Source organism: Burkholderia aenigmatica (assembly GCF_902499175.1).
In the GTDB taxonomy this organism is placed as follows: Bacteria; Pseudomonadota; Gammaproteobacteria; order Burkholderiales; family Burkholderiaceae; genus Burkholderia; species Burkholderia aenigmatica.
This window is the reverse complement of record NZ_CABVQC010000001.1, coordinates 140239-164908: the sequence shown is the minus strand read 5'-3', so window position 1 is coordinate 164908 and position 24670 is coordinate 140239. Positions and strand designations below refer to the sequence as shown.

Annotated in this window: 22 protein-coding genes; 15 read left to right on the top strand and 7 right to left on the bottom strand. The window is 64.9% G+C overall.

Annotated elements, in window-relative coordinates; translation table 11 throughout:
• Positions 1-89 precede the first annotated feature (89 nt).
• The gene (locus BDO18943_RS00765) at positions 90-1004 is read left to right on the top strand and encodes a LysR substrate-binding domain-containing protein (RefSeq protein ID WP_175020777.1); all 915 of its coding nucleotides are present in this window, start codon (positions 90-92) and stop codon (positions 1002-1004) included.
• An 85-nt stretch (positions 1005-1089) separates the two neighbouring features.
• Here the strand turns inward: BDO18943_RS00765 and shc are convergent, their stop codons facing one another.
• Entirely contained in the window at positions 1090-3159 is a 2070-nt protein-coding gene (shc, locus tag BDO18943_RS00760) for a squalene--hopene cyclase (protein WP_235995726.1), read from the bottom strand.
• Between the two features lie 53 nt (positions 3160-3212).
• Here shc and BDO18943_RS00755 point away from each other — a divergent pair, with 53 nt between their 5' ends.
• Positions 3213-3914: a TetR/AcrR family transcriptional regulator gene (locus tag BDO18943_RS00755; protein WP_175020775.1), complete on the top strand. Its 702-nt coding sequence runs from the start codon at positions 3213-3215 to the stop codon at positions 3912-3914.
• 51 nt (positions 3915-3965) lie between these two features.
• Here the strand turns inward: BDO18943_RS00755 and BDO18943_RS00750 are convergent, their stop codons facing one another.
• The gene (locus BDO18943_RS00750; RefSeq protein WP_175020774.1) at positions 3966-5051 is read right to left on the bottom strand and encodes a PDZ domain-containing protein; all 1086 of its coding nucleotides are present in this window, start codon (positions 5049-5051) and stop codon (positions 3966-3968) included.
• Between the two features lie 128 nt (positions 5052-5179).
• On the opposite strand from BDO18943_RS00750, the gene BDO18943_RS00745 reads away from it, so the two are divergent.
• Complete coding sequence (locus BDO18943_RS00745) at positions 5180-5725, top strand: AAA family ATPase (RefSeq protein WP_175020773.1); 546 nt, start codon at positions 5180-5182, stop codon at positions 5723-5725.
• Between the two features lie 333 nt (positions 5726-6058).
• On the opposite strand, the gene BDO18943_RS00740 is transcribed toward BDO18943_RS00745, so the two are convergent.
• Positions 6059-6391 (bottom strand): tRNA-binding protein, encoded by a 333-nt coding sequence (locus BDO18943_RS00740; RefSeq protein ID WP_175020772.1) that lies wholly within the window; start codon positions 6389-6391, stop codon positions 6059-6061.
• 435 nt (positions 6392-6826) lie between these two features.
• Here BDO18943_RS00740 and BDO18943_RS00735 point away from each other — a divergent pair, with 435 nt between their 5' ends.
• The 7 genes from BDO18943_RS00735 to BDO18943_RS00705 all read left to right on the top strand — a co-directional run bounded on the left by BDO18943_RS00735 (position 6827) and on the right by BDO18943_RS00705 (position 14067).
• The gene (locus tag BDO18943_RS00735) at positions 6827-7237 is read left to right on the top strand and encodes a thioesterase family protein (RefSeq protein ID WP_235995724.1); all 411 of its coding nucleotides are present in this window, start codon (positions 6827-6829) and stop codon (positions 7235-7237) included.
• Between the two features lie 63 nt (positions 7238-7300).
• Positions 7301-8644: a phenylacetate--CoA ligase family protein gene (locus tag BDO18943_RS00730; RefSeq protein ID WP_175020771.1), complete on the top strand. Its 1344-nt coding sequence runs from the start codon at positions 7301-7303 to the stop codon at positions 8642-8644.
• On the top strand, positions 8644-9402 hold the full coding sequence (locus BDO18943_RS00725; protein WP_175020770.1) for an enoyl-CoA hydratase/isomerase family protein: 759 nt from the start codon (positions 8644-8646) through the stop codon (positions 9400-9402). The genes BDO18943_RS00730 and BDO18943_RS00725 overlap by 1 nt, the downstream gene beginning before the upstream one ends.
• A 2-nt stretch (positions 9403-9404) precedes the next feature.
• Entirely contained in the window at positions 9405-10124 is a 720-nt protein-coding gene (locus tag BDO18943_RS00720; RefSeq protein ID WP_175020769.1) for an HAD family hydrolase, read from the top strand.
• Positions 10121-11260, top strand: a complete 1140-nt coding sequence (locus BDO18943_RS00715) for a branched-chain amino acid ABC transporter substrate-binding protein (RefSeq protein WP_175020768.1) — start codon at positions 10121-10123, stop codon at positions 11258-11260. The genes BDO18943_RS00720 and BDO18943_RS00715 overlap by 4 nt, the downstream gene beginning before the upstream one ends.
• A gap of 298 nt (positions 11261-11558) precedes the next feature.
• Positions 11559-11954 carry a thioesterase family protein gene (locus tag BDO18943_RS00710; protein ID WP_175020767.1) on the top strand — a complete coding sequence of 132 codons (396 nt, stop codon included), beginning with the start codon at positions 11559-11561 and terminating at the stop codon, positions 11952-11954.
• A gap of 115 nt (positions 11955-12069) precedes the next feature.
• Positions 12070-14067: a sigma-54 interaction domain-containing protein gene (locus tag BDO18943_RS00705; RefSeq protein ID WP_321533518.1), complete on the top strand. Its 1998-nt coding sequence runs from the start codon at positions 12070-12072 to the stop codon at positions 14065-14067.
• Positions 14068-14198: 131 nt separating this feature from the next.
• Here BDO18943_RS00705 and BDO18943_RS00700 read toward each other — a convergent pair whose 3' ends face one another.
• Entirely contained in the window at positions 14199-15122 is a 924-nt protein-coding gene (locus tag BDO18943_RS00700) for a LysR family transcriptional regulator (protein WP_175020766.1), read from the bottom strand.
• A gap of 128 nt (positions 15123-15250) precedes the next feature.
• Here BDO18943_RS00700 and BDO18943_RS00695 point away from each other — a divergent pair, with 128 nt between their 5' ends.
• From BDO18943_RS00695 to BDO18943_RS00680, 4 genes are all read left to right on the top strand, one after another.
• Entirely contained in the window at positions 15251-16651 is a 1401-nt protein-coding gene (locus BDO18943_RS00695; protein WP_175020765.1) for a DHA2 family efflux MFS transporter permease subunit, read from the top strand.
• Between the two features lie 128 nt (positions 16652-16779).
• Positions 16780-17118 carry a hypothetical protein gene (locus tag BDO18943_RS00690; protein ID WP_175020764.1) on the top strand — a complete coding sequence of 113 codons (339 nt, stop codon included), beginning with the start codon at positions 16780-16782 and terminating at the stop codon, positions 17116-17118.
• A 233-nt stretch (positions 17119-17351) separates the two neighbouring features.
• Positions 17352-18917: a methyl-accepting chemotaxis protein gene (locus BDO18943_RS00685; RefSeq protein ID WP_175020763.1), complete on the top strand. Its 1566-nt coding sequence runs from the start codon at positions 17352-17354 to the stop codon at positions 18915-18917.
• 480 nt (positions 18918-19397) lie between these two features.
• Positions 19398-19928 carry an OsmC family protein gene (locus BDO18943_RS00680; protein WP_175020762.1) on the top strand — a complete coding sequence of 177 codons (531 nt, stop codon included), beginning with the start codon at positions 19398-19400 and terminating at the stop codon, positions 19926-19928.
• Between the two features lie 183 nt (positions 19929-20111).
• Here BDO18943_RS00680 and BDO18943_RS00675 read toward each other — a convergent pair whose 3' ends face one another.
• The 3 genes from BDO18943_RS00675 to BDO18943_RS00665 are packed head-to-tail and all read right to left on the bottom strand — an operon-like array spanning position 20112 to position 22794.
• Positions 20112-20942 carry an ABC transporter ATP-binding protein gene (locus BDO18943_RS00675; RefSeq protein WP_175020761.1) on the bottom strand — a complete coding sequence of 277 codons (831 nt, stop codon included), beginning with the start codon at positions 20940-20942 and terminating at the stop codon, positions 20112-20114.
• Positions 20939-21790 carry an ABC transporter permease gene (locus BDO18943_RS00670; RefSeq protein WP_175020760.1) on the bottom strand — a complete coding sequence of 284 codons (852 nt, stop codon included), beginning with the start codon at positions 21788-21790 and terminating at the stop codon, positions 20939-20941. Before BDO18943_RS00670 ends, BDO18943_RS00675 begins: the two co-directional genes overlap by 4 nt.
• Positions 21791-21801: 11 nt before the next feature.
• Entirely contained in the window at positions 21802-22794 is a 993-nt protein-coding gene (locus BDO18943_RS00665) for an aliphatic sulfonate ABC transporter substrate-binding protein (RefSeq protein ID WP_175020759.1), read from the bottom strand.
• Between the two features lie 346 nt (positions 22795-23140).
• Here BDO18943_RS00665 and BDO18943_RS00660 point away from each other — a divergent pair, with 346 nt between their 5' ends.
• The gene (locus tag BDO18943_RS00660) at positions 23141-24568 is read left to right on the top strand and encodes an MFS transporter (protein WP_175020948.1); all 1428 of its coding nucleotides are present in this window, start codon (positions 23141-23143) and stop codon (positions 24566-24568) included.
• Positions 24569-24670: the final 102 nt, after the last annotated feature.

The window sequence follows — 24670 nt, the reverse complement described above, 5'->3', positions numbered from 1 at the left end:
CTGGCTTTTATTGCGTTGCGGAACCGATGTTCGGGCAGGCAAAATAGACTGTCCAATACAGCTTGATCAACGACCCATAATCCAATGTTATGACCACGCCTTCGCTCAGAATTCGTCAGATCGAAGCATTCCGCGCGGTGATGCAGCGCCATACCGTCACGCGCGCGGCACGCGACCTGCATATCTCGCAGCCGGCCGTGAGCCGGCTGATCGCCGATCTCGAGGATCGCGTCGGCTTCGTGCTGTTCGAGCGCGAGCAGGGGCGTTTCACGCCGACCGCGCAGGCGCGCGTGCTGTACGAGGAGGTCGAGCGCGCGTTCGTCGGGCTCGATCGGGTCGCGCAGGCTGCCGAGCAGATCCGCGCGATGCGGCGCGGCACGCTGCGCGTGGCCGGCTCGCCCGCCGTCGCGCTCGACCTGCTGCCGGAACTCGTCACGCGCTTCTCGGGTGCGCATCCGGGTGTCGACATCACGCTGCTCGCGCACAGCGCGTCCACGGTCGTCGACAAGGTCGCGTCAGGGCAGTGCGACGTCGGGCTGATCGCCGAGCCCGTGCCGCATCCGGCGGTGCGCGGCGAACGGCTCGCGGAAAGCGCGATGTGCTGCATCGTGCCGCGCGGGCACCGGCTCGCGCGCAAGCGCGTGGTGCAGCCGGCCGACCTGCGCGACGAACCGTTCATTTCGTTTCCGCCGAGCTTCGAGGCGCGCAGCGCGATCGACCGCGTGTTCGTCGAGGCCGGCGTGTCGCGCGTGCTGTCGATCGAGGCGCAGCTGTCGCAGACGATCGTCGCGTTCGTTGCGAACGGCGCGGGCGTCGCGTTGATCGATCCGGTGACGGCCCTGTATGCGGGGCAGCGCGTGGCCGTCAAGCCGTTCGAGCCCGCCGTGCCCGATCATTTCTATCTGGTGACGTCCGCGTCGCAGCCGCTGTCGATGATCGGCGACGCGTTCTGCGTGGACTTGCGGGACGCGTTTGCGCGGATGCAGGTGCCGCGCGACGCGTAAGCAGGAAGGGGGAGGGGAATCGTCTCGATCGCGCCGGACGCCGTCAGGCGTGCCGGCGCGTTGCCGTTTCGGCCGGGGTTTCGGCTCAGGCGAGCGCGCTGTCCGTGGCGCGTGTGGCCGGTACGCCGAGCGTGTCGGGCGTGGACGACGTGGTTGCACCCGCATCCTTCGCGCCGGCCAGCCGCCGATAGCGCGCGAGCGCCCACAGCGGGAAGTACGCGGTATAGCCGTGATACTTCAGGTAGAAGATGCGCGGAAAGCCGGGCGCATTGTGCGACCGGTGCCACCAGAAGCCGTCGTCCTGCTGCACCGACTGCAGATACGCGATGCCGCGCTGCACCGAGTCGGACTCGCAGTCGCCGAACGCCATCTGGGCGAGCAGCACCCAAGCGGTGAAATTCGACGTGCTTTCGCCACCATTGGTGCCGCCCAGCTTCGGGTCGATATAGCTGTCGTTCGTCTCGCCCCAGCCGCCGTCCGCATGCTGTCGCGAGCGCAACCACTCGATCGCGCGGGCGATATACGGCTGCGACTTGTCCTCGCCGGCGAGCGCGAGGCCGGCCAGCACGCTCCACGTGCCGTAGATGTAGTTCGTGCCCCAGCGGCCCCACCAACTGCCGTCGGGCTGCTGCGTGCGCTTCACGTAGTCGATGCAGCGCGCGAGCGACGCGCGTTCTTCCGCGCGTTTCGTCACGCCGAAACACAGCAGCACGCGGCCCGACACGTCCTCGGTCGGCGGATCGAGCAGCGCGCCGTGATCGGCGAACGGGATCGCGTTCAGGTACAGGCGGTCGCAGTCGGCATCGAACGCCGCGAAGCCGCCGTTGCGCGATTGCAGCCCGCGCATCCAGTCGAGTGCGCGTGCGACGCGCGGTGCATACGGGTGCGTGCCGTCCGCGTTGCGATGCGTGCGGCCGCGGCGATCGAGCATCGCGGTGACGACCGCGGTGTCGTCGATGTCGGGGTAGTACGGGTTCGCGTACTGGAACGCCCACCCGCCCGGTTCGACGTCGGCCGGCGCGTTCTCGATCCAGTCGCCGCGCAGGTCGTTCACCTGGCGCACGGCCAGCCAGTCGTATGCACGTGCGATGCGCTCATCGAGTTCGCGCTGTGCGCCGGCCGCGTCGCCGGTTTCCGGTGCCGCGACGCCGCGCGCCTGCTCGAGCGCCATCGTGCTCCACGCGGTATCCCATACCGGCGACAGGCACGGCTGGCAGTACATGCTGCCGTCCGGCCGCGTGACCAGCAGCTTCTCCAGCGCATTCTCGCAATCGCGCCGCAGCGGATGATCGTCCGGGTAGCCGAGCACCTGCATCATCTGGTAGCTGTACACGATCGGCGGGAAGATGCCGCCGAGCCCGTCCTCGCCGTTCATGCGTTCCGCGCACCACGCTTCCGCATGACGGATCGCGCGCTGCCGCAGGCCCTTCGGCATCAGCGGCTCGATATGGCGCACCGTGCGGTCGAGCGCGAGGAACAGCTTGCGCATGCCGCGGGCGGGCGGGAAGTACTCGCGCTCTTCGTCAGGCGGCGTGACGAACAGCTCGCGGATCGAGATGTCGCGCGGATTGCGCGCACGCGCCTTCAGCGAACACAGCACGAGCAGCGGCACCATCGTCGTGCGCGCCCAGTACGCGACCTTGTACATCGAGATCGGCACCCACTTCGGGAACAGCACGAACTCGATCGGCATGAACGGCGCCGCGCGCCACGGCACCTGGCCGAACGTCGCGAGCAGGATGCGCGTGAACACGTTTGCGCGCGCCGCGCCGCCGAGCGTCAGGATCGCGTCGCGTGCGCGGATCATGTGCGGCGCCTGCTCGCTGTCGCCGGCCGCCTTCAGCGCGAAGTACGCCTTCACGCTGCACGACACGTCCGGATCGCCGTCGACGTACAGCGCCCAGCCGCCGTGCGTGTCGAGCCGCTGGTTCGCGCGCAGGTAGCGCGCCATCTTCTCCTGGCGCAGGTCGTCGATCTTGTCCATGAAATGCATCATCAGGATGTATTCCGCGGTGATCGTCGCGTCGGATTCGAGTTCGAAACACCAGCTGCCGTCGGGTTGCTGGAGACGCACGAGGGCGTCGCGTCCACGGGCGATGGCGGTGTCGAGCGCGGACCAGGGGGAAGGGGCGGGTTTATTCATGCGGCGGATCATACCATCCAGCCGGAATGTTTATATGGAGACGCCCGGGTGCTACCATCCGCATCATGAAAAAACGCCTCGAACCCGCGCCGCACGACGTGTCTGCGCCCGTCGAACCGGCTGGAAAGGCCGGCGCACGGGCATCTGCCGTATCATCGGCGTCGGCCGCCGCCGGCGTTGGCGTGCGGCGAAAAAAAGCGCCGGACCAGGTGCGCGCGCAGTTGCTGGCGGCCGCATCGGAAATCGCGACCCATCACGGCGTGGCCGCGTTGACGCTCGATGCGGTGGCCGCGCGTGCCGGCGTGACGAAAGGCGCGCTGCAGTATCACTTCGCGAACAAGCAGGGGCTGCTGGATGCGCTGTTCGGTCAGGCGACCGAGCGGTTCGCCGCGCACATGGCCGCGCGGGTGGCGTCGGATGCCGGCGGCGCCGGTGCGGCGGCGCGGGCCTACATGCACGCGGTGCTCGACGAGTCGCATCCGGCCGCGAGTACCGATGTGCTACGCGTGCTGGTCGCGTCGATGATTACCGACCAGGACACGCGCGAGCGATGGTCGGTGCCGATGCGGGAATGGACGCGCCCCGATCCCGTGCCGCTCGAGCAGGCCGCGACGCTGATGATCTGCCGGCTCGCCGCCGACGGGCTGTGGATTTCGCAATTGCTCGACAGCATCGAGGTATCGGCCGACTTGCGCGCGGAGATCGGCCGGCAACTCGATGCGATGAGTCGTGGCGTGTTTCCGAAGGGGCGCGACGGGGCCGCGTGACGCATGCGTCGTGGCGCCTGGCCGGCCTGGCGCCACGATCCGGCGGCGATCTCAGAACTGCGCCTGCAGCTTGACCTCCCTGGCATCGCGCCAGACCGTCAGCGGCACCACCGTGCCCTTGGGTGTCGCAAGCACGGCGTCTCTCAGGTCGTCCATCTGCTTCAGCGGGCGATCGCCGAACCGCAGCAGCACATCGTAATTCTTCAGGCCGGCGCGATCGGCGACCGTGGCGGGCAGCACAGCGAGGATCTGCAGTGCGCTGCCGGGGAGTTTCAGCCCCGTCTGCTCCTGTTCGCTCAATTCGACAAAATGCACGCCGAAGACCGACGGACGGTTCAACATCGCCTCCGGCACCAGCCGGCGGTCATTCGGAATGCTGGCGAGAAAGCGCGACAGAAACGCTGCCGGAATCCGGATCCGGAAGGCCTTGTCGGCCGTATCGTAGTCCGAGAGGCTGAGCACCAGGTCGGTCCCGCTGATGTCGTAGGGCTTCAGGTCGATGCGGTTCAGCATGATGAAGACGCCCCCGTTCACGGGCCAGGTCTTGCCGCCATCGGCTACCGGCGGCCAGTTCTCGGTGTCGCTGTAGCCGCCGCCGTTCAGCGTCGGAATCGCGACCGGGATCTTGGGCTGCCGGTAGTGGGTGCCGAATTTCCCGTAGTCGCGCACGGTATTGAAATTGCGCTTCTCCGTCGTATGGAAGGCGACGGCCAGCCCCAGTACGGAATCGTTGCCTTGCGGTGACTGCACCAGCGTCAATTGCGCGTTGACGATGCCTTGATCCGCCGATAACCCGGAATCGCTGATGGTCAGTATGGGGGAATCGTAGCGAACGTTCTCGGGGAAACGCTCGGAGAGCCACGTATAGACAGGCGGCGCGGCCTTTTCCTGCGCCAGTGCCGCTGGTGCGGCCAAGGACGACATTGCCAGCAGGGCGGCAAATACAAAACCACGTTTCATTTCGGAATGCCCTTTTCTCTGTTTGTTATCTGAATGGCGGCGGACGGGGGTGCCCGGGAACGCCTTGTTTATTATTTCGTCTAGCGTATCAGTTTTAAGCGCGCAGGTTGACGTGCTTTGATTATCACCCGCTTGCTCACGATCGGGGAGTTGGTTATTCTGGTGCGCATGATCCATTCGCAAACCCGTTCGATTATTTGCGCCGCCATGTTGCCGGCGGGGTAGCGATCGACTGAATGGATGTCGTCACAACCCGCCCGGAAGGCGGGTTTTTGCTTTCTGGGCATTCGATGGAGAGCCTGGACATGCAGACAGGGAAGTCACTTCACGCGACGGCATCGAACGATGCCGTGTTGCTCCACATGGTATGCGGCAAGATCGCGTCCGGAAAATCGACGCTCGTCGCGCGGCTCGCCAGTGCCGGGCCGGTCGTTTCGATCAGCGAAGACGCGTGGCTCGCGCAGCTCTATCCGGGCGAGATCCTGTCGATCGACGACTACGTCCGGTGTGCAACGCGCGTCGGCAACGTGATTGCCGATCATGCCCGCGCGGTGCTGCAGGCCGGCGTGTCGGTGGTGCTCGACGTGCCGTTCAATACCGTCGCCGCGCGCGCCTGGGGGCTCGCCATTTCGCAGGCGGTCGGCTGCGACCATCGACTGCATTACCTCGACGTCGGCGAGGCGGTCTGCAAGGCGCGGCTGCGCGCACGCAATGCGCGAGGCGACCATCCGTTCCAGGCGTCGGACGCCGAATTCGACCGGATCACACGGTACTTCGTCGCGCCGGTAGCGATGGAAGGGTTGAACATCGTGGCGTATGACGAAGCCGGTGCCGTCAGGCTGTCGTCGTAACGGTGCGGCAGCGTGACGAACATCGCCTATCTGTCTGAAACGCCCGATCTGCCGATGGTGCAGGTTCCCGCCGGCACGATTGCATCGAGGGGCGGCCGGAGCAGCCGCACATGATGCGTCGATCTGCAGCCCTTTGCGACCGGCCGCTATCCGGTGCGGATGCAAGCGGTCGTTGCACCACCTTTAATCGAGGACGGGTTGCACGGCGCGACGTGCGAGACGCGTGAATCAGTCGGCAGCGAGGAGCAACGAGGCCGATTCCCATGCAGGAATGCTCGCTGCTTTCGCGTAGCGGGCATCGATAACGCGCTGCTTCAAAGCGTGTCGGGTCCGTTACGCAAGGCGGGACCCGTTGGGAACCGGCCGCTCGAGCGTGGTGATCACGACTCCGTCGTCCGTGTGAAATCCGCTCAGCAGAAATTGCGACTTGATCGGCCCGACTTGTTTTTCAGGGAAGTTAAGGACTCCGACGATCTGCCGTCCGACGAGTGCTTCCGGCGTGTACAGGGAGGTTATCTGCGCGCTCGTCTTGCGTTCCCCATATGGACCGAAATCCACCCAGATTTTATAAGCGGGCTTGCGGGCTTCAGGAAAAGGTTCGGCGCGCGTAATGGTGCCGGCCACCATGACAACCTTCTGAAAATCGTCCCAACTTATCTGTTCCATACGTGTGTTTTCTTCTCTCGAGAAATCCGGCGCTTGCGTCAATTGAAAAGGGCGCGTCCGAGCCGCGTACTTTACATCAAACGTTCTGAGCTAGCGCACGGATTCGCCGGGTGGGCGACGGCCACGGCGTCGCGCAGGTCAACGCAGGCGTTGTGCCACGCATGTCCGTCATCGCCTGAAAATCGGACGCACTGCGCAAACGACGGGCGCAGCGGGCGATCCTTCTGCCGGTCGGGATGCGACGTCGGATCAGCGGATTGTTCTCATGGCCGCACGGAGACATCCCATGCGACAGCAGTCAGGCATCTTCCCTGACGACCGTTAAAAATACTGACGTCCAGATTGATTACGACGGCCTGCTGTGCGGGCTGCAAGTCACCGGCGGTGCGGCTTTCGGGGAAAACGTCAGCCTGGCATGGCCCTTGCGTTATCTGGATGCAGACGAACAGGGAGACGCGCGATCCGATGCCGGCGAAACGTACAGCGATATCGATGATCTTGGGGAAGCAGGGGCTGGTTGAGCGTGGCCGCCGTCGCGCAGATGAATTTCATCCCGAGGTGCTGTCAACCTCTGCCCTCGTTGGCGTGGTGGAAGAAGCATGCGTCGAGGCCATGCGTGAGGATATTCGGGGCGACCAGTGTTCGATTGGCAATGTCATGCACTTCAGGCATTTGGCTCCCACGCCGTCGCAAGCCGAGGTTTTCGCAACGGCAACATTTCGGATGTTCGACGGTGAACTGTACTGGTTTGACGTCGTCGTAGCCGACGCAGCGGGCCCGGTTGCAAGCGGCAGTCACGCACGTTCGATAGTCGAGCGCTCGGCAATCGGGTGTCAATCCGATTGACGTCGCAACCTCCGATTTCTGACTGAAACGATATCAATTCGACATGCTAAAGGAATGGAAGATATGAAAGTGAAGTCGACGAATCATCCAGGCAATTCGCTTTTTGACGAGGCATTCGAAACCTTGCCGCTTGACCAGGTGCGCCGGCATCAGGACAAACTGTGGTCCACCCAGTGGGACTACGTCCGTTCCATGTCGTCCTTCTATCGCACGAAGCTGTCGCGCTGGATCGATCGGGAAGTGACATTGGACTCGCTTCAAGACCTGCCCTTTACCGAGAAGGATGAGCTTCGGGTCAGTCAGGAGGCGGCATCCCCGTTCGGTGACTACGTCGCATGCGGCGAGGCGAGCGTTGCCCGCCTTCATCGCACCTCCGGGACGACCGGGCGTCCGCTCATTCTTGCGAACAGCGCTTCCGATGCCCGTCGGATCGCACATGTCGGTGCGCGTTCGATGTGGGCGGCCGGTTTGCGCCCGACGGACCGGGTGGTTCACTGCCTGAACTACTGCATGTGGACGGGGGGCTTTACGGATCACACGATCCTCGAGGCGACCGGCGCGACGGTCGTGCCCTTCGGTGTCGGCAACACGCGTGTGCTGATCGATTCCATCGTCAATCTCGGCATCAATGCGATTTCGTGCACCCCGTCGTATCCGGGCCTCATCGAACAGATTCTGCGTGAATCGGGCGGCCTGCGTCCTCGCGATCTGAAACTGACGTTGGGGCTGTTTGGTGGAGAGGCGGGGCTCGACAATCCGGACCTGCGAAACGCAATGGAAGAGAAGTGGGGCTTCAAGGTGCGTAATGCCAATTTCGGGCTATCGGAGGTGCTGAGCATCCTGGGTGGTCAAACCGACTGGACCCACGATTTGCTGTATCACGCGAGTGACGTGGTGTTTGCGGAGATCCTCGACCCCGCGACGCTTCAGCGCCTCCCGATCGCGGAGGGGACCGTGGGAGAACTCGTCTGTACGCACCTGCAGAAGGAATGTCAGCCACTCGTTCGATACAGGACACGAGACGTCGTGACCGTGACCGGCGTCGACCGGGGGCCGGACGGCCGGACGGCGTGGCGATTCCGGGTCACCGGCCGGACCGACGATATGTTCAACGTACGCGGCATCAATGTCTTCCCGAGTGCCGTTCGCGTTGCCGTCGAATCGGTTCCGCAATGGGCATCGGGCATCTTCAGGATCGTCCTGAAGGGAGATGGCCCGTATGACCGGATCACGATGGCGGTGGAAGCGGCGCAGGGATTGCCGGCAGACAGCTGGGCACAGGCCAGGGAGCAGGTCGAGGCCGCGATTCGCACGAAGGTCGGTTCGACGGCGGAAGTCACGATGGTGCCGTTCGAACATTTCCCGCGTACCGAGGGTAAAACGCGTTGGGTCGAAAAGGAGGCGTGATGCGCTACGCAAGAGTCGAGAAGTCGGGAGCCGTGTCGACGGTCGTGCTTGATCGCCCCGAGCGGTTGAACGCGATCAGCGGGGATTTGCTGGACGACCTCCATCAAGCATTGGTCGAGGTCAATGCCGATGAAGGGTGCAAGGTCATCGTATTCACGGGCGAAGGTCGGGCATTCTGTGCCGGCGACGATCTCAAGGAATTTGGCAAGCAGACGGAAAGTGATGCGAGTATCCGCAGTCACGTCGAACGCATCCAGCAGATCACGCGCGATCTGATGTTCAATGGCAAGCCCGTGATCGGCGCCGTGCACGGCTTCGCCGTCGGCGGCGGGTTCGAGTGGTTGCTCAATTGCGATCTGGTCGTTGCTTCGGACGATCTGGTGTGCTTCTTTCCGGAAATGGCGTGGGGGCAGTTCGTCACGGGAGGGGTGACGCAACTCCTGCCTCAAAGCGTCGGCCATCAGCGCGCCATGGAGCTTTGGCTGCTGGGCGAGCGTCAGTCGGCCCAACAGTTGTATTCGCTCGGCCTCGTCAATCGGGTCGTCGAACGGGACAAGGTCCTTGAAACCGCACGGGAACTTGCGACGCGCGTTTCCGAACGCTCGGCATTTTCGGTATCGAGGCTGAAACGCCTGCTGACGACGGAGCTTTCCACTGATTTGGGCCGCAGTCTCGAGCTGGAACAGGTCGCAACCGTTGCAGCGTTTGCGACACCCGAGGCCGCCAGACGCGTCCAGGCGTTTGCTACGAGGAAATGACCATGAATATTCAAGCATTGACGTTCGACTATTTCGGCACGCTGGTGGATGTCGACAAAGGTGGCATGGAAGGTATCGCCGAAGTCATGCGCATCCTCGGGGTCGACTCGCCCCGTTCCGTGTTCGATGTGTACCTCGACTGGGATAGGCGCAACGTGCAGACCTATCGAGGGGGCGCGTACCGGAGCTATCGGGCGGTCGCACAGGACGCCTTGACGGCATGCATCGATACCCTCTTTCCGAAGGCGCTCAACGGTCACGACGTCGAAAAGCTCACGGACGTGCTGCTCACGCATCTGGTCGAGTCTTCGCCGCCGCATGAGGATGCCGTCGCGTTTCTCGACTGGGCAGGCGCTCGATATCCGCTGATGCCGATCACGAACATGGACAGCGACCTGTGGCGCCGAAGCCAGCTGGTGCGCTACTTCGAGCATGTCACCACCGCCGAAATGGCCAAGGCCTACAAGCCTTCTCACTTGATCTTCAGCCTGGCGCTGGACCGCCTCGGGCTGGATGCGCCGAACGTGTTGCACTGCTCGCTCGCGAGCTGGGCGGATGTCGATGGCGCAAAGCCGCTTGGCATGCACGTGGCCTGGGTCAACCGCACCGGGGACACGCTCGGCCCGTGGCAGCCACGCCCTGATTTCGAGTTCAAGACGTTGTCGCCCGTTCGGGATGTCCTGGAACAGCTGCCGTCCAATGCTTCAGGGGAATCGAAATGAACCGCGTTACCTTGATGTTTGCAGTCGCCGCCGTCGGTGTGAATGCTACTGGCATGGCGTCGTATGCGCGTGCCGATACCGTCGTCAAGATCGGTGCGGCCGGCCCCCTTACCGGAAGTTCGGCACAAAGCGGGAAGGACGATGAACGCGGCGTGCAGCTGGCCATCAACGAACTGAATGCCCGCAAGCTTGTCATCGGGGGGCAGCCGGTGAAGTTTCAACTGGTGTCCGTCGACGATCAGGGCGACCCGAAGGTCGGTGTCAACGTTGCGCAAAAGCTCGTCGACGACGGCGTGGCCGCTGTCATCGGGCACTACAACTCGGGGGTCAGCATTCCGGCTGCGCGCATCTACAACGATGCGCACGTCGTGATGATCACGGGCGCATCGTCCAATCCACAACTGACGAAGCTGGGATTTGCCTACGTCTACCGCCTCGCGACCAATGACAATGTCATGGGCGGCCGCATGGCGCACTATGCCGCCAACGTATTGAAGCTCAAGCGCGCGGCCGTGGTTGACGATCGGACCGCCTACGGCGCCGGGGTCGCGGACGTGTTCGTCAAGACGGCGGAGAAGGACGGAATGACCGTCGTGGCCCGTGAATACAGCACGGACAAGACGACGGACTTCAAGGGCATCCTGACGCACATCAAGGCGCGGAATCCTCAGGTGGTGTTCTACGGCGGCTACTACGCTCAAGCGGCGATGCTGGCACGCCAGATGGTGGATCTCGGCATCAATGCCGTGCTGGTGGGCGGCGACGGCATCTGTTCGCCGGAGTTCAGCAAGCTGTCGAACAACGCGCTCGACAACAAGATGTTTTGTGCGCAGGGCGGCGCGCCGCTCGACAGCCTGCCCGACGGCAAGCGCTTCCAGAGCACATTCAAAAGCACGTTTGGCGCGAACGTGGATACCTATGCCCCCGCCTTCTACGCTGCAACGCTGGTCGTAGCGGACGCCATGCAAAGGGCGAACTCGACGTCACCCGAAGCGTATTCGAAGGTGATGCGCCAGCAATCGTTCACGAGCATGCTCGGGCCGGTGAAGTTCGACGATCAGGGCGACTGGGTCGATGCGCCGGTGACCGTCTACAAGCTGTTGGGCGGCAATCTGACCCCTGTCACCGCGAAGTAGCGAATCGACGTATCGAAGTATCGAAGCCGGTCTCCTGTCGGTGCCTTTGTAGCGCTTGGGCCGTCGAAAGACGGCCCATTTTTCCGGATGCCGGGCAATCACCTGCGGGCCCGCGTCGGATCGGCGAATCGACTTCTAAAAGCATAAGCAACCGAAACGGGCGTTAATTTTTTTAACGGAAAGATTCGTGTCGGGCGTTCCAGCCCGGCCCTGCGAAACCCGCTGGGCGGAACCGTCCCTCTGCCGATCGGCCTGGCATGGGTATTGCTGCGTTGGCTTGACCAAACAAGGAGATTACATGATCAGCTCTGGAGCAACGGCGACCCTGACGCGCCTGGTGGGTGTACGAGACCTGGCCTCTGCCTTCGGCAACGACTCGGATGAACAGTACCCGGATGTGATGTCGACGCCCGCGATGCTCGGGCTCATGGAGCGCGCATGCGCGGAAGTCATGCGAGGCGAACTCGACGGCGATCAGCTGTCGGTCGGCGTCACGACCCAGCTGACCCACTCGGCACCCACCCCGGTCGGCGCGGAAGTGAGCGCCACGGCCAGCTTCCGGGGGCAGGAAGGGAACCTGTACGTATTCGACATCATCGCGCGCGATTCGAAAGGCCAGGTCGGAAGCGGCACGCATGCGCGCGCGATCGTCGACCGTGCGGCAATCGAGAAAAAGGCTGCGTCGCGCCGCTGATCGCCGTGATGGCCCGGGGCGTCCTCGGTTCCAGGAGCCCGGGGCGGTCCTGTCTCACTGTCGTCAGTGGGCAGGATACGTAAGGGGCTTATCAGCGCGTGCCGGGGCCAACCGAGTGAACTCGAAAGCGTTCGTATCAGGAAAGGCGCGGCGCGCGTTCGCGGCGTTGACCGGCGGCGGCATGTGCGTCGGTCATGGGGTGGGTACGGGGATCAACATGAAAGTTTATGCCGCTGGTAAGCTGGCTGGGCCTGCCACCGTTCTGCGAACGCTAATGAATGAGCGAAATCTCCGCGCGGCCGATCGATTGCGCGATCTGCGGTCAGCGATCGATACAGCGTGCTGGCTCGATGCACGATGCGTCGCGGCGCATCGGTTCGGCGCTTATGTCCTTACGTTGAGCGATGAAGCGATCCCGCTCGAGCCTGAGGATGACCATGCGAAAGCGTTGCCACGCGTGTGTCGGGTCGATGTCGGGGCGCTGGATCTCGAGCGCCTGCTGAGCGTTGCCAGGGATTCGCTTCAGGAACGCGACACGGCAACGGTCGACGTGCCTTCGGCCGGCGAAGCCGATCTTCACTGCGTCGCCACCCGTGTTTCGATCGGGTCTTCGACGGTCTATCTCTTCGCCTTGAAACCCTGCGCGAGTGACGCTCGGCCACTGCATGATCTGCTCGCGTTACTCAGCATAACCTTGAGCGTTTCACTGAGAAGTTACTTCGATCTCGTCGCACACCAGACGCTGGTCGAGGAGCAGAGAGCAATCATCGACCACATTGGCGATGGCCTGATGGTGCTCGGTCAAGGTGGCGTCGTTCGACATGCGAGCACCGTGGCAGGACGCATTCTCGGGATTGATCCGGCGACCAGCATTGGCCGGCCGCTCGGCGATCTGATCGACTTCGAGCCCATCATCGCCCCGATCTTCACAACCGGCGTGGGATACGTGGACCGCGAGCTCATCATCGACTCACCCGCGCGCCATCTGCATCTGATCGACACGGCAATCCCGGTCAAGAACAGCTGCGGGCAGGTGGTGTCCGTCGTCAACACGTTCCGCGAGATCAAGCGCGTGCGCAGCATCGCGGGTAAGTATGCAGGCAACTACGCACGCTATACGTTCGAGAGCATCGTCGGGCAGAGCGACAGCCTTCTGGATGCAGTCAGCGCCGCCCGCAAAGCCGCGCGCGGTGCGGCGAACCTGCTGCTCAGCGGCGAAAGCGGGGTGGGCAAAGAGGTTTTCGCGCAGGCGATTCATAACGCGAGCGCGCGCCAGGCGGAACCCTTCATCGCGATCAACTGTGCTGCGCTTCCGCATGACCTGATCGAAAGCGAGCTGTTTGGACACGCACCGGGCAGTTTCACCGGGGCGACCAAAGAAGGGCGGCCGGGCAAATTCGAGTCCGCCGATGGCGGAACCGTTTTCCTTGACGAAATATCCGAGCTTCCCGTCGATGTTCAGGCCAAGCTCCTTCGCGTACTCCAGGAGCGGGAGGTGACAAGGCTCGGGGATACCAAGGGCATCCCGATCGATGTGAGAATCATCTGCGCGAGCAACCGGAACCTCGAGGCCATGGTGGCAGCGAAGGAGTTCAGAGAGGATCTGTACTATCGCTGCAACGTCATCGAGATCGCGATCCCTCCGTTGAGATCACGCAAGGCGGACATCACGGCGACCGCGAACTTTTTCCTGAGCAAGTACGCGGCGCTGCTCAACAAGAAGATTTTCGGTTTCAGCAAGAAGGCGCTTGACCAGATGAACGCATACGCGTGGCCCGGCAACGTTCGCGAACTGGAGAACCTCGTCGAACGAACGGTGAACCTGAGCGAGGAAGGCACCATCGACGACGTGTCGGCGCTATTGCGTCCATCCCGTGTCGTCGGCAGTGGCGCTGAACCGGCGTCGACGTCCGAGAGGCCGGACACGCAGGGAAGACGGGGCGATCAGCGCGTCCAATCGCTGAAGGACGTCGAGCGCAACGCCATCAGTGAAGCGCTTGCTGCGTGTCGGTTCAACGTCACGCGGTGTGCCGCCATCCTCGAAATATCGAAGCCGGCGCTGTATGCAAAAGTGAAGCGATACAACATCAAGCTCGAGCGGCCATTGCATTAGCGTGAACAGGCCCTAGCCAGGCGGGGTGACTGCCGACCCGACGGCGCGAGTCATTTCTGTCCGCCGCGCGATGTTCGATCTTCCTGCCTCCGACATTGACGTCGTGGTAACAGCCCGGGCAGCGCCGGCGATCAACCGGGCGCGGCTTCCTGCGACGCGTGGGCCGTCAGCGCGTCGATGGTGACGCGCAGGCGCGCGGTCATGCGCGAGGTCCTGGGCCACAGCACATGAATGGGCAGCGGCGCCGGCTGCGCATCGGGCAGGACGACGGCAAGCCGTCCCGTCCGGATGTCGCGCTCGGCAAACCAGCCGGGCAACTGCGCCAGCCCCCGGCCTGCCAGCGCGGCATCTTTCACCGCCGCCAAGTCGCTCAGGCGCAGGCGCGCCAGTCGCGGCAGGTGGCGCGACTGGCCCACTTGGCCCGCCTCGCCCGCAAGCTGCCAGACTTCTTCCGTGCCGTTGCGCAAACGGGCGATGCAGTCGTGATCGCGCAGGTCGTCCAGTGTGCGGAGCGTGCCGCGCCGCGCCAGGTAGTCCGGGGCGGCGCACAGCCGCAGTGTCTGTTCGCCCAACGGGCGAGCGACGTGCGATGCGCTGTCGTCGAGCTGACCAATGCGTACCGCGAGGTCGAAGTTTTCCTCAACCAGATCCGCGGCCCGGCTGGAGAATTGCACGTCGAAGTCGAGTGCCGGGTAGCGTTCGGCCAGCCCCATGAGAATCGGAAGGACACGCTCGCGCCCATACAGCGCCGGCAGCGCGATCCGCACCCGGCCCGAGGGCAGCAGGCGCCGCTCGGTCAGCACCGACTCGGCCTGATCCAGCTCGGCCAGGGCGCGCAAGCAGCTTTCGTGGAAGGCGACGCCCTCATCGGTCAGCGACATGCGCCGCGTGGTGCGCAGGAACAGTCGCACGCCCAGGCGCTGCTCCAGGCGCGCAACGGCCTTGCCGACACTGGAGGGCGACATGCCCATCTGGCGCGAGGCCACACTGAAACTGCCGCACTCCACGGCCTGGATGAAGGCGAGGATGCCCTGGAAACGATCGGAAAGCTGCATGGCTATTTGATAGTTAAAGTCTTTAATCTTGCTATTGAGTGTATCAATTCAATCTCTGTTTTATTGATTAGCATGTCCTGCCTATCTGCACGTGCCGTCTGGCCGTGCTCTTTCAGGAGTGCTTTTCCATGTCTCGCTCGTCAAGCCGGCAACGCTGGTTGGCCCTGGCTGGCATTGCCATCGCCAGCTTCCTGGGCTGCATCGACTTCACCATCGTCAATACCGCGATCCCCGCCATCCAGTCGGCTTTCCACGCTGAAATCGACCAAGTGCAATGGGTCATCAGCGCCTTCGTCATGGCCTTGTCCAGTTGCACCATCGCCGTGGGGCAACTGGCCGACCGTCATGGCCGCCGCCGGGCGATGTACATCAGCATGGCGTCGTTCGGGGTCACCTCGCTGGGCGCCGGGCTGGCCTCGGACCTGACTGCGCTGGTGGCATGGCGGGCGGTGCAAGGCATGGCCTGCGCCGGGCTGTACACGGCGTCGGCGGCGCTAGTGGCGGAGATGTTTCCCGAGCAGGAGCGCGGCAAGGCGCTGGGCCTCCTGTTCAGCGTCAATGGTCTGGGCCTGGCCATCGGACCGGTCCTGGGTGGCTTGCTGGTGGACGCGCTGGGCTGGCGCTGGATCTTCCTGGTCAACGTGCCGCTGATCGTGATCAGCTTTGCGCTGTGCCTGAGGCGGTTGCAGGCTGGCCCGGCGATGCCCGTGCGAAGACGCTTCGACTGGCTCGGCATCGCCTTGCTGCTGGCGGTGTTGCCGTCCTGGCTGACCGCGTTGATTCACGGCGCCGACTGGGGCTGGGGATCGCCCGCGACCTTGGGACTGCTGGCGCTCGGCAGCGCGCTGGCCGGCGTGCTGGCGTGGGTCGAGCGGCGTGCGCCGGTGCCGCTGCTGCGGCTGGCGCTGTTCGCGCAGCCGCGCTTTGCAGTCGCGGCCTGCGCGACAGCGGCGCTGGCATTCTTCTACTGCGCCGCTTTCTTCCTGATGCCGTTGTACCTCGGCGAGTTACGCGGCCAGGACAGCGCCGCGACGGGCTGGTTGCTGTTGCCCACGACGGCCGTGATGGCGCTGATCGCGCCGTTGGCCGGCCGCGGCAGCGACCGGTTCGGCACCGGGCCGGTGATGATGGCCGGCTTTGCCGCGCTGCTGCTATCGGCCCTGATGCAGTCGGCCTTTACCGCGACGACGGGCTGGCCGTGGGTGCTGGCCGCGTTCGCCTGCATGGGCATCGGCTGGGGCTGCGTGCTGGGGCCGTCGATGGCGGCTGCGCTGTCGGCACTGCCCGAAAACCTGGCCGGCACCGCGCTGGGCATGGCGACGACCGTGCACAACGTGGGCGGCTCGGTTGGACTGGCCGCCGCGACCGTGCTGTACCGGCTCGCCGCAGAGCACGGTGGCGGCTTTGTCGCCGGCTACCGTGGGGTCATGCTGTTGCTGGCACTGGTCTGCGTGGGGGCGCTGGCCGTGCTGGCGCTGGGCCGCCGCGCGTTGCATGTGCATCCCGCCCGTGCGGCCTCGAACGCTTGAGGGCGGTCGCCCGGTGTGCGGCGGGGCATCGCGTTGGGGCACGTCTCGTGCGTCGCGGGGAACCGCTGCGTGGCCGCCAACGGCCGGCAAGACTTGCCGCCAGCCAACAGTTTGGCAGACCGATCGCGGTGCAAGTAGACCCGCAGGTCATCATCGAAGCGGAACAGCGGCACGAGCCCACGGCGGTCATCATCGCTTTCACGCGCGACGCATCTCGTGCCGTGCACGCCAACTCAAGGGGCACTCCCTTGGGCAGGCGGGCGGACAATCGCGCAATGGGTGCCGTTGGTGCGGACGCAGACTCGTGTTTCACGATCGATAGTCTCACCACGCATCCGGCCGACTACGACCCTATCAACGGGACGTGGCGCATCAACAATTCGGTTAACTACGTGTTCAGCGTGTGCGACGGCGTTCAGTTCGGCGACGTGACGGCGCGCCGCGCACCCGCACGACCGCTCGACTGACGAAGCCCATTCAACGCGCGCTGACCGCAGACGGTCGCCTGCTGGCACGATGCGCCTCCTTCCCCTGTCGCAATCGTCAAGATTCGCGTCGCGTGCAGATAAAACCCTGCCGTTTCCCCCGCCGTTAACCCGTTCGCAGCCCATGCGCCACGTATTGCGACGCGGCGCGCGTCTTTCGTGATCCGGAATTCACATTCGCCGCTGGCCGCGCCCGGCCGGCGCTAGGGAACGTCATGCGAAAACAACTCACTATCCGTGGTGGTCTCGTCGCGACCATCGCCGGCTATACCGTGCTGCTCGTCCTGGTGGTCGGCGCGTGCATCGCGGCCCTCTATACGAGCAACGGTTCGCTCGAGGCGATGTACCGCGACGACACCGCGTCGCTGCTGTACCTGAAGACCAGCTCGGAGCGGATGCTCGTGCTGCGCGAACGCATGAGCGACGTCGCGCAGATCATTAGCGCCGGCCACTCGGGCAAGGAAGAGATCGCGAAACTCCGCACGCTCCTCAAGCAGAGCAACGACGAACTGGACGCCTATGCGGGCCTGCACGCGCGCAGCGCCGACGAGCAGGCGCTGTTCGACACGCTGCAGAATCGCCGTCGGGCGTTGCTTGACAGCGTGTTCCTGAAGGCGCTGGCGCAACTCGACGGCGATGACGGCTTCGGCTTCCTCGATACGCAGCGTACCGCGCCGGCCGCGCTGTTCGCGGCCTACCAGGAGGCGATCGATGCGCTCGAATCGTTCCAGGTGGCCCGCGAAAAGGCGCGCTACGATGCGGCGGGGAATCATTTCCACCGGATCGTGTGGGGGATGGCGGCGGTGGCGGTCTTCGCACTCGTCGTCGGCTTCTTTGCGCAGCGCATGCTCGCGAAGGCGATCATCGAACCGATCAAGCTCGCGGTCGACCAGTTCGAGAAAATCTCGAGAGGCGACCTGACCGGAACGGTCGTCGTGCCCGGCGAGAACGAGATGGCTTATCTGCTGCATGCGCTGAAGCGGATGCAGGATGGCCTCGTCGGCACCGTGAACCAGGTGCGCGCGAGCACGGAGACGATTGTCGGCGACGTCCGCACGATCGCGAGCGGCAACGTCGACCTGTCCGAGCGTACCGAACAGCAGGCCGTCTCGCTGCAACAGGCGGCGGCGAGCGTCGAGCAACTGACGGCGGCCGTGCGCCAGAACGCGGACAATGCGCGCGATGCCCGTACCTACGTCGAAGGTGCGGCGGGCATTGCGTCGCGCGGAGGGGAAGCGATGCAGCGCGTCGTCGAGACGATGTCGGCGATTTCGCACAGTTCCGCGCGGATCTCCGGGATCGTCGGCGTGATCGAGAGCATCGCGTTTCAGACCAACATCCTCGCATTGAACGCGGCCGTCGAAGCCGCGCGCGCAGGCGAGCAGGGGCGCGGCTTCGCGGTCGTCGCGACCGAGGTGCGCGGGCTCGCGCAGCGCTGCGCGTCGGCGGCGAAGGAAATCCGTGAGCTGATCGGCCATTCCGCGCAGCGTGTCGAAGACGGCAGCGGCCTCGTTGCACTGGCCGGCTCCGCGATGGCCGAACTCGTCGCAGCGGTCGAGCGCGTCAATACGATCATGAGCGAAACCAGCAACGCGTTCGAAGAGCAATCGTCGGGCATCGAGCAGGTGAACACGGCGGTCATCCAGATGGAGCAGACCATGCAGCGCAATGCCGCGCTGGTCGAGGAAGCCGCGGCCGCGGCGCTGTCGCTCGACGAACAAGGCGCGCGGCTCAGCGCGGCGGTCGCGCAGTTCCGTTTGCGTGACGAGGTGGTCGTGTGATGGACGGATGCAGGTGATCGGAGCCGGATCGTCGAGCCGGGCGCGCGGCCCGCGAGGTGTGGCCGTCGTCGAGCGGCGCATTTCTGGTGCGGACATCCCGATTGCCTGTATCGATGCAAACCATGCACCAGTCCGGTGAAGGACGACACGCGGACGATCGTCGAAACCGGTGCGAAGTGGTTGGCGTGCAGTGCCCGCGAGGCGGCGACGGCATCGCTGCGATGCTTGTCGGCAAGGGCGGCAGCGCAATCGCGCCAAGGTTCTCCACAGGGTTATGCACGGAAATTGTGGATAACTCGCGGGAGTGTGAAGGGCCGCCGACGGTCCCTGAAATGGCACGTCGCCATGCGACATCGCGCGCCGCGAATTGCTTTGCTGAAAAGATCGTTTCGCGGCTGTCGCGGAAGGGAATAGCATCAAACCCCCTCTCCATTGGCCGCCGCATGCGCGGCCAATCATTGCGACCGTACTGGCCCGACCATGACGACACTGAACGACTATCTCGAACAGAAGCGCGACGCCTGGCTCGCGAAAAAGGACGCCGCCCGCAGCAATCCGGATTTCAAGGCGACCCCGCTGAAAGCGAACGTGCGCGCGCTGGGCCGCAGCGGCGTGCGGGAGATCCGCATTCGCGATTTCCAGGTGATCAGCGACAGTCCGCCTGATTTCGCGGGCTACAACCTCGGGCCGGCATCGCCGGAGTTGCAGCTCGGCGTGCTGGGCAGCTGCCTGACGCACATCACGCTGATTCAGGCCGCGGAACGCGGGCTGAAGATCGACTCGATCGAAGTCGAGGTAACCGGCGACCAGCATCCGCTCGCGCAGCAACCGGGTTTCGAGCATGTGCCGGTGTTCCCGCACAACCTGCGCTATACGCTCGATATCGTCTCGCCCGAACCGCCGGAGTCGATTCGCGCACTCCATCAGGCGGTCGAGGCCGTGTGCCCGATCTTCAATCTGTTGAGACTGCCGCAGACGATCGACGGCGAGTTGCGGCATACGCACGTTTGAAGTGCACCGGCGCGTTGCAGCATGTCACGTCGCTGCGGCGCGAGCGGGCACGCGCGATACCCGCGCACCCTGTTGGGGCCATCGATGTGATGGTGATTCTTGTCGCGCTGGCACGACTTGGCGAACGCGTCGTCCCGGTGCCGACCACGTGCCGGATCGGGGCCGGGAGACGCCGGTGACGAATCAGCCGGCGCGGATGCCGGAGGTGGGATAGGCACGCGGCTGGCGCTTCGCGTCGTCGGCTCGATCCTGAAAGTGTTGAAACGCATCCAGCAGCCGCGCGCGCAGCACGGCCAGCGTCGCGTCGCGCCGATCTCGCGGCCGGGCGACCTCGACGTGGATCGTGTCGTCGATGCGGCCCGGGTTGGGCGCGAGCATCAGCACGCGATCGCCCAGATACAGTGCTTCGTCGAGATCGTGCGTGACGACGATCGCGGCCATCCGGTGCCGGGCCACGACATCGAGCAGCAGTGTCTGCAACCGCATCCGGGTCATCGCATCGACCGCGCTGAACGGTTCGTCGAGCAGCAGCAGGTCGGGCTCGCCGAACAGCCCGCGCGCGATCGCCGCGCGCTGGGCCATCCCGCCCGACAACGTGGCCGGCAGTTGTTGGGCGACGCCGGCCAGGCCGACTTCGTCGAGCAGCCGGGCGACGGCCGGCTCGCGCCCGCCGCGCGGGCCGGCCGCAAATCCGACGTTGTCCGCGATCGATAGCCACGGCAGCAGCCGCGGCTCCTGAAAGATCACGCCGACGCGCGGGGACGGGCCGTCGAGCGCGATGCCGCCTACCGTCACGCTGCCGCGGAAATCCGTGTCGAGGCCGGCGACGATCCGCAGCAGCGTGCTCTTCCCGCAACCGCTCGGGCCGACCACGCAGACGATCTCGCCGCGCGCGACCTGCACCGGAACGTCGGCGAGGATCGTGCGATCGCCGTAAAGCTTGCGGACGATGCGCAGGTCGAGCAGCGGGGTAGCGGCGCCCGCGGCCGTGCGCGCGGAAGGGGGCATGCTCATGTCGACACCTTGCGTGAGTGGTCGAACGCGTCGCGCCAACCGAGCCAGTGCGACTCGATGCGCGCCATCGCGCCGTCGGTCAGCTTGCCGAGCAACGCCAGCAGCAGGATCGCACCGAACACGAGATCGGGGCGCCCGGTTTCCCGGCCGTCGCTCAACAGGAAGCCGAGGCCGCGCGTGGCCGCGATCAACTCCGCGGCGACCATGAACATCCACGCGAGACTGAGGCCGGTGCGCAAGCCGGTGACGATCTGCGGCAGCGCGGCCGGCAGCAGGATGCGCCGGAACAGCGCAAGCGGGCCGAGCCGGTACACCGCGCCAAGCTCGACGAGCTTGCGGTCGACGTCGCGAATGCCGGCGACCACCGCGAGGTGGACCGGGAAGAAGGCGCCGATCGCGATCAACGTGATCTTTGGCGCTTCATCGATGCCGAGCCACAGCAACAACACCGGCACCCACGCGAGCGACGGAATCGCGCGCAGCGCCTGGAACGTCGGCTCGAGCAGCGCGTCGAGCCGGCGGCTCAGGCCCATCGCCGCGCCGACGACGAGCGCGAGTGTGACGCCGGCGGCAAAGCCCGTCGCGACCCGCAGCGTACTCGCGCCGACATGGCGTGCCACGCGCGTGATGCCCATGTGGACGAGCGTGTCGAGAATCTCGCTCGGCGCCGGGACCAGATGATCCGGCAGCCAGCCCTGCCGCACGACGGCCTCCAGCAACGCGAGCACCGCGAACGGCAGCGCGAGGCCCGCGATCCGCCATCGGCGAAGCGGATCGCGCCGGCCGGCGCGTGGCGAAGCGGGGTGGCGACGCGCGAGCGCGGTGTCTCGGGCAGCGGTGTCGGTCATGGTCGGTCGTCTCAGCGCGCAGCGTCGACCAGCGGGCGCGCGAACGACGGATCGATCAGCGCATCGACGATCTTCGCGGGATCGACGCCGGGCTTGGTCAGTTGTTCTGTCGTCAGGACCGGCGCCGCGGCCTTCAGCGCCGTGCGTTGGGTATCGCCGGGAACGGGATGGCTGAAGTCGTTGCGTTGCAGCTGCAGTTTCGCCACCGGCAGCGATACCTTCGATTCGTCGGCGAGGATCTGCGCGGTATCGGCCGGATGCGCGCCGATCCATTGGCGTGCCCGATCATAGACCTTCAGGACACGCGTGACCGCCTGCGGGTACTGGCTGGCGAATGCGTCGCGGACATTCAGGAAACCATAGGTGTTGAACGCAACGTTGCGATAGAGCAGGCGAGCGCCGTCGTCGAGCTGCGCCGCGGCCATGTGCGGATCGAGACCGGCCCACGCATCGACCTGGCCGTTCGCGAGTGCGGTGCGCCCGTCGGGATGCTGCAGGTTGACGATCTCGACGTCGTCGCGGGTCAGGCCGACCGTGTGCAGCGCGCGTAGTGTGAACAGGAACGGATCGGTGCCGCGCGTCGCGGCGATTTTCTTGCCCTTCAGATCCGCGAGCGAGCGGATCGGAGAATCCTTGCGGACCACGAGCGCGGTCCACTCGGGGCGGGAGAACACGTAGACCGTATGGATCGGGTTGCCGTTCGCTCGCGCGAGCACCGACGCGAGACCCGCGGCGGAACCGAAATCGACCGCCCCGCCGTTCAGGTATTCGAGTGCGCGATTGCTGCCCAGGCTCAGCACCCAGCGGATCGACGTGCGGTCGGCCTTGAATTCGTCTTCGAGCCAGCCGAAGTGGCGGATCACCAGGCTCTCCGGTGAGTAGTACGCGTAGTCGACGCGGATTTCCGCGGGCGTCGCTGCACGGGCGTGCACCGACACGAGGCTGGCGAACGCGGCAACGACGAGGGCCGCGGCTTGCCATGCGCGGGACCAGGACAGCTTCATCGGGATTCTCCGGAAGGGCGGCAAGGTGCCGCGAACAGGCAGGGTGACCGGCTAATGTAACGAAGCAGCGGCGATCCGCGAACGAAGAAATCCGCAATTGAACATGTGCGTTGCTGCTAAGCGCGCGCGGCGAGCAACTTTATGACGCGGGCCGATTAATTTATCGATTTATATCGCTTGGGATAACGGGACCGGGAGAACAGAATGCCTGCTGCCGGAACGTGACTGCATTGCGTGTCGGGAGGATCGCAGTCGCAGTGGATTCTCGCGGGTCACGAATGAGCACGTCCGGTTGGCGGCTTCATGTAGACATTGCCGACAACTCGGCAGAAAACTAAGGAATGCGATGAGTTCGATCGATCTGAACGCCGTCCCCCCGGTGTCGTCGCCCATCCGCTCGGCCAGCGATGTCGCGCGCCTGATCAACACCGTGGACAGCTCGGTCGGCCATGCCCGGATGATCGTGCTGCTGGCGCTCGGCGGCGTGTTTCTCGATGCATATGATCTGACGACGCTGTCCTACGGGATCGACGACGTGGCCCGCGAGTTCGGTCTGACGCCCGCGCTGACCGGGCTGGTCGGGTCCGCGATCATGATCGGCACGATCTTCGGCAGTCTGATCGGCGGATGGCTGACCGACAGGATCGGCCGCTATCAGGTGTTCATGGCCGACATGCTGTTTTTCGTGGTCGCGGCGATCGCGGCCGGGCTCGCGCCGAACGTCTGGGTGCTGATCGGTGCGCGCTTCGTGATGGGGCTCGGTGTCGGTATCGACCTGCCCGTCGCGATGGCGTTTCTCGCGGAATTCTCGAAGTTCGACGGTCGCGGCAACAAGGCGTCGCGGCTCGCGGCGTGGTGCCCGATGTGGTACGTGGCGTCCTCGGTCTGCTTTCTGCTGATCTTCGGACTGTATTTCCTGCTGCCTGCCGAGCATGCGGGATGGCTGTGGCGCGCATCGCTGATCTTCGGCGCGGTGCCCGCCCTCGTCATCATTCTGTTCAGGAACCGCTTCATGAACGAATCGCCGCTGTGGGCGGCAAACCAGGGCGACCTGGCCAATGCCGCGAGGATTCTGCGCGAGTCGTACGGGATTCATGCGCACGAAGCGGAGGATGCCCCGCGCGCGCCGAGCCAGCCGCCCGTGCGTATTCGCGTGCTGTTCCAGCGTCCGTACCTGGGGCGCACGATCGTCGCCAGCGTGATGAACCTGTGCATTCCGTTCGAGTACACGGCGATCGCTTTCTTCCTGCCGTCGATCCTGTCGCAGTTTCTCGGCGCGGGCGTATTCGAAACGATCGCGGCGTCGCTGGCGCTGAACGTGCTGTTTGCGTTCACCGGCGGCTTGCTGGGCATGCGCCTGGCCCATCGCCATGCGTCGCGTCATGTCGCGATCGCCGGCTTCGCGCTCCAGTTCGTCGCGCTCGTGGCGCTCGCGCTGGCCGGGCATCCGCACGGCGCACTCGCGATCGGCTTCGTGCTGTTGATGCTCGGCACGTGGTTGTTCGCCGAAGGGTTCGGGCCCGGCGCGCAGATGATGATCTATCCGACGCTGTCGTATCCGGCAACGATTCGCGGCACCGGCGTCGGCTTCGGGCGGTCGCTGTGCGGCATCGGTCAGGCGCTGGCCCTGTTCGTGCTGCCGATCCTGCAGGCGCGGCTCGGCACGGACATGTTCTGGGTTGTCGCAATCAGTGCCGCTACGCCGATCGTGTTCCTGTTGATCGTGCGTTACGAGCCGACGGCGCGCGATATCGACGACGACGGTGGTGTGTGAGCGCGGTCGAGATCGTGTCTAGTCCGGAAATGGCGCGCGCATTCTCGAGTGCGCGCGTCGTCATTGCCGCAGCCACAATGTTCACCCATTCGATGTGCGAGT